The 15,496-nt window shown below is 38.0% G+C and carries 12 protein-coding genes and 2 pseudogenes; 7 read left to right on the forward strand and 7 right to left on the reverse strand.

Going from position 1 to position 15,496, the window contains the following annotated elements:
- On the reverse strand, positions 1–567 hold a 567-nt coding region (locus tag L654_RS0120800), incomplete at its 3' end, for a DUF885 family protein (RefSeq protein ID WP_029753731.1).
- 154 nt (positions 568–721) lie between these two features.
- On the opposite strand from L654_RS0120800, the pseudogene L654_RS01000000126540 reads away from it, so the two are divergent.
- Positions 722–1,999: pseudogene (locus L654_RS01000000126540) on the forward strand (amidohydrolase family protein).
- 218 nt (positions 2,000–2,217) lie between these two features.
- On the forward strand, positions 2,218–4,638 hold the full coding sequence (locus tag L654_RS0120810) for a TonB-dependent receptor (protein ID WP_024608956.1): 2,421 nt from the start codon (positions 2,218–2,220) through the stop codon (positions 4,636–4,638).
- A 128-nt stretch (positions 4,639–4,766) separates the two neighbouring features.
- Here L654_RS0120810 and adhP read toward each other — a convergent pair whose 3' ends face one another.
- Complete coding sequence (gene adhP, locus L654_RS0120815) at positions 4,767–5,777, reverse strand: alcohol dehydrogenase AdhP (protein WP_007583268.1); 1,011 nt, start codon at positions 5,775–5,777, stop codon at positions 4,767–4,769.
- Positions 5,778–5,983: 206 nt separating this feature from the next.
- Here adhP and L654_RS0120820 point away from each other — a divergent pair, with 206 nt between their 5' ends.
- On the forward strand, positions 5,984–6,529 hold the full coding sequence (locus L654_RS0120820; RefSeq protein WP_010552940.1) for a MarR family transcriptional regulator: 546 nt from the start codon (positions 5,984–5,986) through the stop codon (positions 6,527–6,529).
- 40 nt (positions 6,530–6,569) lie between these two features.
- Here the strand turns inward: L654_RS0120820 and L654_RS0120825 are convergent, their stop codons facing one another.
- Together L654_RS0120825 and L654_RS0120830 are read right to left on the reverse strand one after the other, a co-directional pair.
- Complete coding sequence (locus L654_RS0120825) at positions 6,570–7,586, reverse strand: lytic murein transglycosylase (RefSeq protein WP_007583269.1); 1,017 nt, start codon at positions 7,584–7,586, stop codon at positions 6,570–6,572.
- The gene (locus L654_RS0120830; RefSeq protein ID WP_007583270.1) at positions 7,579–7,860 is read right to left on the reverse strand and encodes a YcgL domain-containing protein; all 282 of its coding nucleotides are present in this window, start codon (positions 7,858–7,860) and stop codon (positions 7,579–7,581) included. The genes L654_RS0120825 and L654_RS0120830 overlap by 8 nt, the downstream gene beginning before the upstream one ends.
- A gap of 155 nt (positions 7,861–8,015) precedes the next feature.
- On the opposite strand from L654_RS0120830, the gene minC reads away from it, so the two are divergent.
- Genes minC through minE form a run of 3 tightly spaced genes read left to right on the forward strand, consistent with a single transcriptional unit; the run spans position 8,016 to position 9,800 of the window.
- Positions 8,016–8,720: a septum site-determining protein MinC gene (minC, locus tag L654_RS0120835; RefSeq protein ID WP_007583271.1), complete on the forward strand. Its 705-nt coding sequence runs from the start codon at positions 8,016–8,018 to the stop codon at positions 8,718–8,720.
- A 5-nt stretch (positions 8,721–8,725) separates the two neighbouring features.
- The gene (gene minD, locus L654_RS0120840; RefSeq protein WP_007583272.1) at positions 8,726–9,535 is read left to right on the forward strand and encodes a septum site-determining protein MinD; all 810 of its coding nucleotides are present in this window, start codon (positions 8,726–8,728) and stop codon (positions 9,533–9,535) included.
- A 1-nt stretch (position 9,536) separates the two neighbouring features.
- Entirely contained in the window at positions 9,537–9,800 is a 264-nt protein-coding gene (gene minE / locus L654_RS0120845) for a cell division topological specificity factor MinE (RefSeq protein WP_004334706.1), read from the forward strand.
- A gap of 152 nt (positions 9,801–9,952) precedes the next feature.
- Here the strand turns inward: minE and rnd are convergent, their stop codons facing one another.
- From rnd to L654_RS0120860, 3 genes and pseudogenes are all read right to left on the reverse strand, one after another.
- Positions 9,953–11,083 (reverse strand): ribonuclease D, encoded by a 1,131-nt coding sequence (gene rnd, locus L654_RS0120850; RefSeq protein ID WP_007583273.1) that lies wholly within the window; start codon positions 11,081–11,083, stop codon positions 9,953–9,955.
- 51 nt (positions 11,084–11,134) lie between these two features.
- Positions 11,135–12,792: pseudogene (fadD, locus tag L654_RS01000000126545) on the reverse strand (long-chain-fatty-acid--CoA ligase FadD).
- A gap of 115 nt (positions 12,793–12,907) precedes the next feature.
- Positions 12,908–13,759 carry an alpha/beta hydrolase gene (locus L654_RS0120860; RefSeq protein ID WP_024591058.1) on the reverse strand — a complete coding sequence of 284 codons (852 nt, stop codon included), beginning with the start codon at positions 13,757–13,759 and terminating at the stop codon, positions 12,908–12,910.
- A 415-nt stretch (positions 13,760–14,174) separates the two neighbouring features.
- Here L654_RS0120860 and L654_RS0120865 point away from each other — a divergent pair, with 415 nt between their 5' ends.
- A complete protein-coding gene (locus L654_RS0120865; RefSeq protein ID WP_024608957.1) occupies positions 14,175–15,416 on the forward strand; it encodes an alkaline phosphatase in 1,242 nt (413 codons plus the stop codon).
- Positions 15,417–15,496: the final 80 nt, after the last annotated feature.

The following is a 15,496-nucleotide window of genomic DNA, read 5'->3' on the forward strand; positions in this document are numbered from 1 at the left end:
AAGCCACTTTACAAAACCTTCGCTACGCGAGATAAAAGCCGTGTAGTCTTCAACGGTATTAAACGGCTGAGCACTTTGACCTGAACCAAAACCTGCAAAGGTGTTATGCGCACCCGCCATTTGGTTAATTGGTAGTAAATAATCAGGAAACTGCATGCCTTCTAATTTAAGTGCAAGGTCGCGCTCTAATATTTCAAAACTTAAAAGCGACTGCCCTGTTAACTGTGCTTTATCTATAAAGTTTAAGCGCTGTTGATATTTTTTATAAAAAGTTGCTTTTTTTGCTCTATTTTCTTTTGAAATCTCAGGCGTGAATTGATCGTTAAACTCGTTACGACCATTATACGTTGCACTGATGGGGCTGTATGTGAGCGATTCATCGTAATACTGCGCAACAAGTACATCGAGCTGTTGCTCTGCCGAAAGCTCTGAAACAATACCTGCCGATGCGTTAACGGTGTTTAACTGCGCACTGGTATTAGTGTGTGTACTAAGCTCAGTATTCATACAGCCACTTAAAGCAAACATAACGCCACTGGCAACTAATGCTAATTTAATTGATTTCATGATAATCCTTTTTAATATCGTTTTTTAATTATGCGCATTAAACCGTGCTTAATAAAGAAATTACGATAGATTGCATTCATCGTATTAAATTTGCACTTTTATCTGAACTTGTTACATTTCTATTAATTCAAATATGATTTAAAAGAAAAATAAAATGAAAAAACAACTACTCAGCACCTCTATTGCCTTACTTTGCTTAACCACTTTTAATACCCATGCAGTTACATACCTATCGGCTAAAGCCATGGTTAATGTTGAAGATGGCACGCTCATTAAATCGCCCTTGATTACTATTGATGATGGTGTAATTACAAACATTGAACAAAATAAAAAACCAACGCTGACTAAAGATGATGAACATATTCAACTACTTGATTTAACCCTTATGCCAGGTTTAATGGATATGCATGTGCATTTAACAAGCGATCCAACTGTGCCGCGCAGTGAACGTTTAGGCCAGTCAGTTCCTAGAATGGCAATTAAAGCGGCTCATTTTGCTAAAAGAACCTTAGAAGCCGGATTTACAACAGTTCGTAATGTTGGCGCTGAAGGTTACAGCGTTATAGCAGTGCGTGACGGCATAAATGCAGGTGACATAGTTGGCCCTCGTATTTGGGCTGCAGGCCCATCACTCGGAATTACTGGCGGGCATTGTGATAACAACCGCCTACCTCCTGAGCTTAAATATACTTCAAGTGGCGTTGCAGACGGTCCATGGGCTGCGCGTATAAAAGTACGCGAAAACATTAAATACGGGGCAAACGCTATTAAGTTTTGCGCCACAGGTGGAGTATTTTCAAAAGGGACTAAAGTAGGTGCACAGCAGTATTCCTTTGAAGAAATGAAAGCCATTGTTGATGAAGCCCATATGTGAGATTTACCTGTTGCAGCTCATGCACACGGTACAAGCGGGATTAAAACGGCCATTAAAGCGGGTGTTGATAGCGTAGAGCACGCCAGCTTTTTAGATGACGAAGCGATAGCGCTTGCCAAAGAGCATGGTACTTGGCTTTCTATGGATATTTATAACACCGAATACACGCTAACTTATGGCGAGCAAAACGGCGTAGACGAAGAAAACCTAAATAAAGAGCGCCAAGTTTCTAAAAGGCAGCGTGATAGCTTTAACCGTGCTGTAAAAGCGGGCGTTAAAATGGTGTTCGGTACCGATGCTGCAATTTACCCGCATGGCGACAATGCAAAACAGTTTAGCCGCATGGTTGAATTTGGCATGACAGAACTACAAGCCATTCAAGCATCCACGATTAATAGCGCTAAATTACTCAAAATGGATGCTCAGTTAGGACAAATTAAAACCGGATTTGCAGCTGATATAATTGCTGTAAAAGCAAACCCTCTTAAAAACATTAAAACCTTAGAGTCAGTACCCTTTGTTATGAAAGCAGGTGTTGTTTATAAAAACCAATTGTAAATACACGCTATTAAGGCTGAGCTTACTTAGCCTTAATAAACCCCTCAGCCATCTCAAATATCCTATAAAAGGTACACCGTACCCTTATTAGGCTTGGTTTTGTTTATTAATTATCCGAACAGTTTTATTTAATCAAATAAAATGAACTTTCTATTCACTTTAAAAACAATAACCATTATCATTCGCGCAAACTCAATAACGCGAATAGTTATCACTCTATGAAAACGTTTAAGTACTCTCTTATTACTCTTGCTTGTTTAAATGCAAATATGGCATTTGCTCAAAATACACAAGTTGATGCTGATATTGAACGCATCAGCGTATACGAAAAACAAAACCGCGTGGTGATGAGCTCTGGTCTTGCTACTAAATCAGACATGTCTTTAATGGAAACACCTGCACCGGTTGTTATTATTGACCGTGAACTTATTGAATCTCAAGGTGTAGATAGCCTACAAGATTTAGTTAGAAACGTAAGTGGTTTAACACAAGCAGGTAATAACTACGGTATTGGTGATAACTTAGTAATTCGTGGTTTAGATGCAAACTACACCTACGATGGTATGTATGGTGGTGCAGGCCTAGGTAATACATTTAACCCAACTCGTTCACTTACAAATGTTGAATCTGTTGAGGTTTTAAAAGGCCCAGCAACAGGTTTATATGGCATTGGTAGTGCGGGTGGCGTAATTAACCTAATTGAGAAAAAGCCAGAGTTTGAAGAAAAACACAAAGTATCGGCTGAGCTTGGCCAGTGGGATAGCTATTCATTATCGTTTGATAGCACTAACGCTATAACAGATGACTTGGCCTATCGTGTAATGGCTAAAACAGCGTCAAGTGACGGCTTTCGCGATTTAAAAGAAGATCGCGACGAAATTTATACCTCGCTTAAATACGTGCTAAACGACAGACAAAACATCATGCTTTCTGCAGCCTATATAAAAGATGAAATAGCGGTTGATTCTATTGGTCACCCTATTCGTATTTATAATGCAGAAACTGCAAACGGTTTAAGCGCGGGTGAAGTAACCGGTGCCGATTTAGTAAACGATCCGACAGGAAGCGGCGTACAGTTAAGTGATGCACAACGCGACCAACTTGCTAATTCATTATCTGCATCTGATGGATTAACACCTTATAGCTTTGGCACAAATGGTATTATTTCACCAATGGCTGATGCTAACGAAGGTGAAGAACTGCGTTTTAAATTAACGCATAACTATTACATTACTGACGATTTGTTTTTAAACCAGCAACTACAGTACCGTAACTACACATCAAGTTTTGCGCGCCAAACAGGTGCTTATAACTACGTTTACTCTACTCGTGATAGAATTATTAATAACGACCCTCGTGCTCCATTAGTTGAAGACGGTGTACTTTATCCGTATGCAGCACGCCGCCAAGAATACCGTCAAGTAGAAGCAGATGAAAAATCATGGCAGTACTTTTTAGATTTACGTTATGACTTTATGTTAGGCGACGTAGATAACGAATTACTTGTTAACGCAAACTACGAAGATAGAGATATTCGTTTTAAACAATTCTCAATATGGGATCAAGATTACGTACTCACAAACAATGATGGTGATGTAACGTACCAAGGTTCATTGCCGTATATTTACGATATAAGAGAACCAAATTGGCCATCTGGCAGCTTTAATGATTTCGATCCACTTAAAACCAGCGACTACAATAAAAAAGTACAAGCATGGGGCTTAGGCATTCAACATGTTGGTTATCTTACTGAAGAGCTTACAACGCGTATTGGTTTAGCATATAACCGAATTGAGCAAACTTACGAGCACTTTGGTGTAGATGAGCGCTATAGCTCAAGCCGTGCAGAGCCTACACCTGAAGCGAGTACATCAGATTCAGGCTTAACGTATAACCTGGGTGCAACGTACCAGCCATCTGAAGATTTATCTGTATTTGTAAATCATTCAAAAGGTCGAACAGCGTATAGTGTATTAGGCTCAGTTGCGGGTAATGAAGCAGACAGAGAAGATTCTGAATCAATGAGTAACGATTTAGGTTTTAGATTTAAAGCGTTTGATGATCAACTACTAGCTTCTGTTGTTATATTCGAAAGCTCTCGTACTAATTTAGAATACGCAAATCCGCTTTATGACGCTTTAACATCAGGCTCAAATGTACCTGAAAGCTATTATGATGGTAAAGAAGAAACAACAGGTATTGAACTTGATTTAAACGCTTACTTAAATGATAAATGGAAAGTAAACGTAAACGGTATTTATCAAGATGCACGTGACAAAAGTAATCCTAATAGCAGCAGTTATGATACACGCCAAAAAGGTGTGCCTTACGTAACAGCAAGTACGTGGGTAACCTACTACGCGGATATGTTTAACTTACCTGAAGCTGTAAATATAAGTGGTGGTATTACGTTTGTAGATAACAGAAGTACTAATTCAAGTTCGTTCTCGATTCCTGATGGTTACGTACCAAGTTACACGACTTACGATACAGCGGTATCGTATACAACTGATAAATGGCATATGCAGTTAAACTTAAATAATTTGTTTAACAAAAAATATTACTCAAAAGCAATGTTTTTAGGTGGTATGCCAGGCGAAGAGCGTAATGCAAAACTAAGTTTTAGTTACACACTTTAACTAGCTAACCTGAACTCTGGATAATAAATCTATCTTAACCAGAGCTCAGGTTAGTTAAATACTTAAAAAGCACGGTATTCTAATTTAGAAGCCGTGCTTTTTTGTGTTTTATAAACGCTTAATCTAAATTAAATAGTAACCACTATGCGACCGTTAATTTCACCTTTGAGCATATCATCAAAAATCTCGTTAATGTCCTCTAAGCGTTTTTCTTCAATAATCGCTTTTACTTTACCTTGCGCTGCAAATTCCAAGCATTCTTGCAAATCTTTACGTGTACCAACAATAGAGCCCACTACTGACACGCCATTAAGCACAGTATCAAAAATAGGAAGCGGCATATCCTCTGGAGGTAATCCCACTAATACACATTTACCGCCACGGCGTACACTCTTATAAGCTTGTTCAAACCCAGCTTTAGATACCGCAGTACACACAACGCCATGCGCGCCACCTACTTGTTCAAAAATAGCTTCGCTAGGAACAACTTCTTTAAAGTCGAGTGTTATATCTGCGCCAAGCTCTTTAGCAAGCGCGAGTTTTTCTTTACCTGTATCAACAGCTATTACATTAAAACCCATTGCTTTAGCGTACTGTACTGCTAAATGACCAAGCCCGCCTACACCAACAATAGCAACCCACTGCCCTGGTTTAGCACCGGATACCTTTAATGCTTTATAGGTTGTAACACCTGCACAAAATAATGGAGCAGCTTCAGAAAAGCCTAATCCCTCAGGTATTTTTACAACGTAATCACCGTGAGCCAAACAATACTCTGCATAACTACCATCAATAGAATAACCCGTATTATGCTGCGATAAACACAGTGTTTCTTTACCATCTAGGCAAAACTCACAGTGCCCACATGCACTATAGAGCCAAGGAATACCCACTCTATCGCCAACTTCTAAGTGCTTAATGTTGCTTCCAACTTTATCAATAACACCAACTCCTTCATGCCCCGGAACTAATGGCATTTTTGGCTTTACCGGCCAATCACCATGACAGGCATGTAAATCGGTGTGGCAAACGCCACAAGCGGCTATTTTTACTAAAACGTCGTTTATTCCAACCTCAGGAATTGGCAGATCTGTTATTTGTAATTTACCTTTGTATTCATTATTAATTGCAGCTTTCATAGTCATTCCATCGTATGTGAAAAAAAATTAAAAATAAGGATTTATTTACGTATTGTTGTGTACAACATATCCCAATATAGATGTATAAATATTAATCTAAATCATACTTTAGTCGTTAAAATCAATTTATAAAATGGCTAAGAACTTGCTATCCAAAATGAGCGTGCTAGCATTTACTTTCTGAAATTACTGAAAGTTACTAAGCTATGAGTTTATCCGAAAAGAATTTTGCCTTTGTAATGCATTGTGGTGAGATGGGCAGCCGCTGGGGATTCAATCGTACGATTGGGCAAATGTGTGGTTTGCTGATTATTACTAAAAATCCAATGACAGCCAATGAGATTGCAGATGCGCTTAGTATTTCTCGCGGTAATGTAAGCATGGGTATTAAAGAGTTACAATCGTGGCAATTAATTAAAGTGCAGCATATTCCTGGCGATCGAAAAGAGTACTACGCCCCTGCTGGCGATATTTGGGATATGGCAAATCGCGTATTTGAAGAACGTAAAAAGCGCGAAATTGAGCCCACCTTAACATTACTACGCGATAACTTATTAGATGAAGCCAGTAACGACGATGAGCTTTATGCACAAAAACAAATGGGGGAAATTCACAACCTACTTGAAACTGTCACTAAATGGTCATCAGAGCTGCAACGTTTAACGCCAGAGCAACTTAATAAGCTGATGAAGCTAGGTTCTGGAATTGGTAAAGTTATTGACTTAAAAGATAAGATATTCAAAAAAGAATAAAGCCGCAATTGCGGCTTTATTTATATGTATATTTTAATAATTAGATTTTTGGATAACCAATTCTATCCGACAAGTAACCTACGCTAGTAGCAAAGTAATACGAGCGATTCCAATGCATAAATACTTTGTAGTTGTCGTACGCTAAGTACATACGGCCATTTATATCATCAGGCATAACCAGCGCAGCACGCACGTCCACATTAGGTAAATCAGAGCCATCAGCTTTACGAACACCCAGTGCTTGCCAATCAGCTAATGAGCGCTCAGAATCATTCCAGTATTCTAGCCACTGCTTGCGCGTTTTTGTACCACGCACTAAAACGTATTTACTATCAAAGTTTTCAGGTAATTGTACTTGGCGACCCCACGTAAGAGAGTCGTTCCAACCTTCTTGCTTTAAATAGTTAGCAATTGAAGCAAAAGCATCTTCTTTTGTGGTCCAAATATCTTTACGCCCATCGTTATTGTAATCAACCGCGTAAGCATTAAATGAGGTAGGCATAAATTGCGTTTGCCCCATTGCGCCTGCCCATGAGCCTTTAAATTTATCAAGCGTGATATGGCCCGATTTTAAAATGTCGAGTGCAGCCCAAAGTTGACGTTTATAAAGCGCTTCTCGGCGTCCATCAAAAGCAAGTGTAACAAGTGACGAAATAACATTATGGCCACCTTGAATGGCGCCAAAATTACTTTCAAGTCCCCATAGTGCCACTATAAAGCGTGCTTGTACGCCAAACTCTTTCGCTACTTTTTCAAGTACATCTTTGTTTTCTGCATAAAGCTTGCGTGCGCGGTCTATTTTCCACTGTGGTACGCGTTTTGGTAAATACGTTTCAAGGGTTTCTTTTACTTCAGGCTGGTTTTTATCAGCCGAAACCACTTTTTCTTTATATGTTGCTGTTGCAAAAGCATCATCAATAAGTTTTGCTTCATAGCCTTTTGAGATGGCTTCTTGCTTTAAATTTGCTAAATAATCTTGAAATTCGGCCTGTGTTTTTGCCATCACAGATGAGCTTAAACATACACCACATAATATAACGATAAGTTTTTTAATCACTATCAACTCCATTTTCTTTTCGTAACTGACTTAGCAAATTTTGTTCCGGTGGAGGAAGTTGTAAATAATAACCCTGATCACTTAGTGCACCTTTTACAGCTTCTAAATCAGACCCACCTAAATGCTCACGTTTTGCTAAGTTGATGATCATCACATAAAGAGGTTGACCAAACATAGCCATTAAAGGTTCCGGAACTTTGTCAAAATCATCTCTTTTTTCAACAAATAAGAACGTATCCGCTTTTTTCTTACTTTTATATACTGCAGTGAGCATTATGACCCTATAAATTCTTGCTTAACAATGCCGCACACTATAACATGAGAGTAATAATAAGTTAGAAAAATTAGATTAGAAATTTCAATAAAGGCCCTATTCAGCCTACGTTTATCTAAAATTAATTTCTAATCAGACAATTCAATTGAGCGTGTATGTCGGACCAAATTTTTGAGTTAAAAGGGAATCTTTTTACGTTATCAGTTTTGCATCTTTATAGTACTGATATAAACCTTTTAGCAGAACAACTATATATAAAAATAGCCCAGGCCCCTAAGTTTTTTGAGGGTGCTCCTATTGTTGTTAATTTAATTGAAATTAAAAACAGTTCACTTGATTTTGTACACTTAAAGTCATTAATCGAGCGTATGAGCTTTAACGCTGTTGGTGTATGTAATGGCTCAGATGAGCAACATACACAAGCTAAAGCTGCTGGCTTATCTGTTTTGAATTATTCACAAGACGTTAAGAGCGAACCTGTTAAACAAGAGGCTAATACGTCGATTGTAGAAAAAACAGTGCATTTACCAGCGCAAATTATTAGCGGTACAGTTCGCTCTGGACAACAAGTGTATGCAAAAGATAGAGATTTGATAGTACTTGGCGCGGTTAGTCATGGTGCTGAAGTTATTGCCGATGGAAATGTGCATATTTATGGCACGCTACGCGGTCGCGCTATTGCAGGCGCAAAAGGTTTTAAAGAAGCACACATTTTTTGCCAAAAACTTGAGGCCGAGCTGGTTTCAATAGATGGTAACTACTGGATCAGTGATTCACTACAAGGTGAACATTGGGGAAATGCAGTGCAAATACAACAAAAAGACGAATCATTAGAAATTTCAGCTTTGGTTAAAGGATAAATCTCATGGCAAAAGTAATTGTCGTTACCTCAGGTAAAGGCGGTGTTGGTAAAACAACATCAAGTGCTGCAATTGGCACAGGCTTAGCGTTAAAAGGCTATAAAACAGTTATTATCGACTTTGATATTGGTTTACGTAACTTAGATTTAATTATGGGTTGTGAACGCCGTGTTGTTTATGACTTTGTAAACGTAATTAATGGTGAGGCAAACCTTAACCAAGCGCTTATTAAAGATAAACGTGTAGATAAATTATTTTTACTACCCGCTTCACAAACTCGTGATAAAGACGCATTAACTCGTGAAGGTGTTGAACGCGTATTAAACGAATTAAAAGAAGACTTTGATTACATTGTGTGTGATTCACCAGCAGGCATTGAAGCTGGCGCTATGATGGCAATGTACTTTGCTGACGAAGCAATCGTGACAACAAATCCAGAAGTGTCGTCAGTTCGAGATTCAGATCGTATTTTAGGTATTTTACACAGCAAATCAAAACGTGCTGAAGAAGGCCTAGAAAACATTAAAGAACACTTACTATTAACACGCTATAATCCTAGTCGTGTTGAAAAAGGTGAAATGCTATCGGTAGAAGATGTGCAAGATATTCTGTCAATCCCACTATTAGGTGTTATTCCTGAATCGCAAGCGGTATTAAGTGCTTCAAACTCAGGCCAACCTGTTATATTGGATACAGAATCTGATGCAGGCCAAGCTTATTCTGATGCAATTAACCGCTTACTAGGTGAAACCGTCGATTTTCGCTTCTTAGACGTTGAGAAAAAAGGCTTATTTAAACGGATTTTTGGAGGTTAACGTGTCTTTACTTGACTACTTCCGCTCAGAAAAGAAAAACAGTGCGTCACTAGCAAAAGAGCGATTGCAGATCATTGTCGCGCACGAGCGTTCTCAACGAGGAACGCCGGATTACTTACCACAATTAAAACAAGACATTTTAGATGTGATCCGTAAATACGTGAACGTAAGTACCGATGCAGTTCAGGTTCAGTTTGATCAGAACGAAGACGATTTAGCCGTACTTGAGCTAAACGTTACACTACCTGATGAAGAAAAGAAGTAATTGAAGAAAGGGCGCTTTATAAGCGCCCTCTTTATTTTCGCAATAACTTTCTAAATACCTACGTTTTAATCCCCTTCGTGCAACTAAAACTTTTAATTATGTAACACAAAAACTATAGATAAGTATTACACAGTTAAAGAAAATATTTAGTCTTAAGTATCCCATTCTTTTAAAGCGTCTTTAACGTAGGTATATCGCCAAGAGCTCAATAAATCAGGCTTTATATGACTCTGTTTTTGCTCATTAGTTAACTTCCAATTCCAACTAATCAGTTGATTGACTTGCTTTTTAGAGGCCATAACGTCTTCTGGTATATTGTGCTCTTTAGCTACTTTAGTGATTTTTTGTTTTATATCTTTTGCTACTTTTTTATAAGTAGGAAAATCAATTAAGCGCTTAAGTACATCAGGGTGCTGAGCATCTGGGACTTCTTTAGCAGCTTCAATACACTTTATTATATCGACACCAGAGCGATTAACTTCAATAGCTTCAACCCCTGGAATTTGACGTAGAGCGTTTAAACTTGAAGGACCACGTTTGGCAATTTCAGTCATGTTATGTTCTTTTAACACAAAATTAAGCGCCAAATTTTTCTTGATAGCTTTATTTCTTCGCCATACAGCAAGCTCTTTTAACACCGCCAGTTCGTGCGGTTTAAGTTGCCATGCATTTTTAATATCTTTATATAAAAGTTCGTCAGGTGTTTGAAATGCACGTTTTTTGGCAATCAATTCACTTTCGTTTATTACAATGTCAAAGAAGCCAGCGGCATTAATACGATCGATAATCAGCTCAAAACACGGTAATAAGTAAAAAGTATCAGCAGCCGCGTAGTCTAATTGTTTTTTAGTTAACGGGCGTTGCAGCCAGTTAGTGCGTGACTCGCTTTTATCTATTTCAATACCTTGCAGCTCTTTTACCATAAGAGCAAAACCCATACAGTTACCTTCACCGAGTAGCTGCAACGCAAATTGTGTATCAAATAATGGGGCTGGGACAAAGCCTGCGTACTTTTGAAAAACTTCAATATCTTCTGAAGGAGAATGCAGTACTTTTAAAACTGCAGGATCTTTAAGTATTTCCCAAAAATCAAATAGTGAAAGTTCCGCTAATGGGTCAATAAGCGCTAAATGCTCACCATCAAAAACTTGGATAAGTGCAACTTCTGGATACAAAGTACGACGACGCATAAACTCAGTATCAATAGCTAAAATAGGTTTATTTTTTATTTGTTCAACAAAAGTGTTCAGTTGATTTTGGGTTTCGATCAATTGGTATTGCACTTAATCTCCTACAATAAAAAAGCCGACATATGTCGGCTTTTTTATAGGTTGCTAATCTTTCAAGGCTCTTCGGAGTATCTTACCTACGTTAGTCTTAGGTAACTCATCCCTAAACTCTACCAGCTTGGGGACCTTGTAATTAGTTAAATTATCACGACAGTGACTTATTATATCTTTTTCAGTTAAAGAAGGGTCTTTTTTCACAACAAAAACTTTAACTTGTTCACCACTTACATCGTGAGGAATACCGATAGCAGCTACTTCAAGCACACCTTCGTGCATAGCCACTACTTCTTCAATCTCATTAGGGAAAACATTAAAGCCAGATACGATGATCATGTCTTTTTTACGATCTACAATAAAGAAGAAACCTTCGTCATCATAAGTCGCAATATCACCTGTAGCAAACCAGCCGTCTTTTAAACATTCAGCGGTTGCATCTGGTCGTTTGTAATAACCAACCATGACTTGCGGGCCTTTAACACAAAGCTCGCCAGGTTCACCTTTAGCGGCTTNGCTTCTTCGCCGTTATCTAAAACCAATTTAATATCAGTGTTAGGCGCTGGTAAACCAATAGAGCCATTATATGCTTTCAAATCAAAAGGACTAATAGTAACTAAAGGAGAACATTCTGTAAGGCCATAACCTTCCATTAATTTTGAGCCAGTCACTTTTTGCCATTTTTCAGCAACAGGACGTTGAACGGCCATACCGCCGCCTAAAGACATTTTTAAATGACTAAAATCAAGTTCAGCAAAACCTGGTGTGTTTAATAAACCATTAAATAATGTATTAACACCGGTAATAGCTGTGAAATTGTGCTGACCCAGCTCTTTAACAAACCCAGGCATATCTCGTGGGTTTGTAATTAATATATTTAAACCACCGTACTTCATAAATGTTAGGCAGTTAGCTGTTAAGGCAAATATATGATAAAGCGGTAAAGCAGTCACAACCACTTCTTCACCACGGTTTAACACTTTGTCTAAACAACCTGAAACTTGTTCAAGGTTACCAACCATGTTGCCATGGCTCAGCATTGCCCCTTTAGATACACCTGTTGTGCCACCGGTGTACTGTAAAAATGCAAGATCAGACAAGCTCATTTCAGGGCGCGTATATTTAGCTTCATCTGCAGCTAAAACGTCTGAAAATTTAATTGTGTTAGGCAAGTTGAACTTTGGCACCATTTTTTTAATGTGCTTCACAACAAAGTTAACTACATGCTTTTTAAGCCCGCCAACCATATCGCCTACTTGCGTGACCACAATATGCTTAACATCAGTATGAGCAAGTGACTTTTCAAGTGTGTCAGCAAAGTTTGCTAGGATGAAAATAGCTGTAGTGTCAGAGTCTTTTAGCTGATGCTCTAATTCACGTACTGTGTAAAGTGGGTTAACATTTACAACCACACAACCTGCACGCAAAACACCTAAAATTGTGACTGGTGTTTGTAGTAAGTTAGGCATCATTACGGCAACTTTGTCGCCTTTTTTAAGACCCAAATCATTTTGAATATAGGAAGCAACTTTTTTTGTTGCTGTGTCTATTTCATCGTAAGACATCGTTTTACCCATATTCGTAAATGCAGGTAAATCGGTGTAGTCACTAAAACTTTTTTCGAACACTTCGAGTAACGAGTTGTAATGCTCAGGATCGATTGTTTCAGGCATACCCTCTGGGTAGCGCTTAAGCCAGATTTTTTCCACTCTTAGCCCCTGTTTATAATTATATTTTTATTAACCTTAATCTAAGTAAGGCGCTTTAACAATTGAGCAAATACTCTAATGCAGGAATAATCCCACATTTAACACAAACTTACAATTAACATGCACCATTTTGCAGCATAAAGTCTTGAATATGCTCAAAACATAGTTCACTGCTTTGCATGTGGCAATGATGCCCACCATCTACATTAATGACCTTCAAGCTATTGTAATAACTAATATACTTTGCCAAATTTTGTTTTACAAACGAATAACCTTCGTTACCTAAAATTAATTGACATGGTGCAATTAAATCTTTTATTGCACCAATACATTGCGCCTCATTAAACCTAAAACCTGAGTGATTTTTGAGTTTTGGATCTGTTGTTAGCGCAAAACCATCTAGAACCTGTTTTATATTTCGCTGCATTAATAGCGTAATAAGCTCGCTATTTAAATCGGTTGTTTGAGCGCGTGCTTCATAAATAAGTTCTTTCGACTTATAAATTCTCGACTTTTTATTTTTTAAACGCGCTCTATTTAGTACTGCACTTTTTAACTGTTCACACACACCTTCACTCGGGGTTGTAACACAACCAATTCCCTCAATAAAGGTAACAGACTTTACATAATCGCTAAAGCAGCTTGCAAAAAGTCCTGCAACCATAGCCCCCATTGAATGACCTACTAAATGTACTTTTTTAACACCAAGCGCATTTATAAGTTGGTACACATCATCAATATAATCAATAAAATAATAGTGTGCATCATCACTTCGCCAAGACGATAAACCGTGCCCAACAAAGTCAATGCAGTACCAAGTGTGTTTTGGGTTAACGTTGTTTAACATTGGCATAAAGCTATGGCAGTTGTCTAACCACCCATGCAACGCTATTACTATTTCGTTCCCTGAACCTACTTTTAAGCCATGAATATTTAAATTATTGGTTTCAATATTAAATGGCTGCACGGTAAGTCCTTTATTAATTTAGAGCATCATTATTTATAGCATACAAGTTGTCAGACCACTAACTTAGAAAATGGTGCCAAATTCACGATTTAATTATCTTCCTGGTATCAAATATAGCACTGAGTAGAAAACCAAACTCAATATTTTCAATAACTTAAAAATGGAGTAATAAGCAAAGTTTTTTTAACATATTAATTTTGAGTACCTTTTAAACAAATAAAAGGTGAGAACACCATATATAGATAGCTTATAACTAGTATAATTTAAATAAATAGAACTAACAGCGTTAACTACAATTCTATGTATATAAAATCAAAGTATAAATTATAAATATCTCAGATATTCATTTATTTATCATCCTATCTGTATACAATATCAGCGGCTATTAAATAAGGTACACTCATAAGGTACAACCATGAAAAAACAGATCAGCTTATTGGCACTTTTATGCACCGCTTCTGGTGCTTACGCAGAATCAGCACCTAAAAATGTAATTTATATGATTGGTGACGGCATGGGTCCGGCTTACACCACGGCTTATCGCTATTTTAAAGACGACCCTGCAACAAAAGAAGTAGAAGGCACGGTTTTTGACACTATTTTAAAAGGCATGGCTCATACCTACCCTGATGACCATACTTATGTAACAGACAGTGCTGCGGGTGCTACAGCGCTTAGTAGCGGTCATAAAAGTTATAATGGCGCAGTTGCTGTAGATACAGACAAAAAACCAGTTAAAACTATGCTTGAAATAGCAAAAGAGCGTGGTATGACAACAGCGCTTGTTGTAACGTCACAAATAAACCATGCAACGCCTGCTAGCTTTACAGCTCACAATGAATCTCGTTACAACTACGATGATATTGCTAACGATTATATTGATAATAAGATTGCTGGTAAATTACCCGTTGATTTAATGCTAGGTGGCGGTACTAAATATTTTATTCGTGATGACCGTAATTTAGTTGAAGAATTTAAAGCGGCAGGNCCTGCCATTGGTTTGTATGCAAGCAAAGGCCTGCCATTTGCACTTGATATAAACCCAACTCGCCTTACTCAGTTAACATCTAAAGCGCTTGGTTTACTAGATAACCAGAACGAAGAAGGCTTTTTTGTGATGATTGAGGGCAGCCAAATTGATTGGTGTGGTCACTCTAACGATATAGCCTGTGCGATGGCTGAAATGGACGACTTTGCTAAATCAATCGAAAAAGCAAAAGCGTACGTTGATAAAAATAAAGACACTATACTTGTAGTCACAGCCGATCACTCAACGGGCGGTTTAACTATTGGTTCGCACGGCCAATTTAAATGGGAAACAGACGTAATTAAGGGTGTTAAGGCAACTGCTAGTAAGTTAACTGACAAACTTATGGAGTCTAAAGACTTAAAACCAGTATGGACTGCTAACACCAATATTGAATTTACAACCGAAAACCAAATCAAACTTGAGCAAGCTAAAAAAATGGGCGAAAAAGCGCTTAATTTAGCTGTTAAAAGTATTATTAGTGATGCGAGCTTTACTGGCTGGACAACCGGCGGACACACCGCTGTAGACGTTCAAGTATTTGCCTATGGCAAAGGCAGTGAGCAATTTATTGGCTCACAAAATAATACTGATATTGCCGATAAGCTAATTGGCTTTATTGAACAGTAATACCAATCCGCAATAATACTTAATCAATTTGAGGGGTTAAATCTGACGTTAACTACGTTAAAAATTTCTGATATAGAACA

The organism is Pseudoalteromonas sp. TAB23, from assembly GCF_000498075.1.
Classification (GTDB): domain Bacteria; phylum Pseudomonadota; class Gammaproteobacteria; order Enterobacterales; family Alteromonadaceae; genus Pseudoalteromonas; species Pseudoalteromonas arctica.

Coding starts and splice junctions, on each gene's coding strand:
- L654_RS0120810 (WP_024608956.1), top strand. CDS start 2,218: ATGAAAACGTTTAAGTACTCTCTTATTACTCTTGCTTGTTTAAATGCA.
- adhP (WP_007583268.1), bottom strand. CDS start 5,777: ATGAAAGCTGCAATTAATAATGAATACAAAGGTAAATTACAAATAACA.
- L654_RS0120820 (WP_010552940.1), top strand. CDS start 5,984: ATGAGTTTATCCGAAAAGAATTTTGCCTTTGTAATGCATTGTGGTGAG.
- L654_RS0120830 (WP_007583270.1), bottom strand. CDS start 7,860: ATGCTCACTGCAGTATATAAAAGTAAGAAAAAAGCGGATACGTTCTTA.
- minC (WP_007583271.1), top strand. CDS start 8,016: ATGTCGGACCAAATTTTTGAGTTAAAAGGGAATCTTTTTACGTTATCA.
- minD (WP_007583272.1), top strand. CDS start 8,726: ATGGCAAAAGTAATTGTCGTTACCTCAGGTAAAGGCGGTGTTGGTAAA.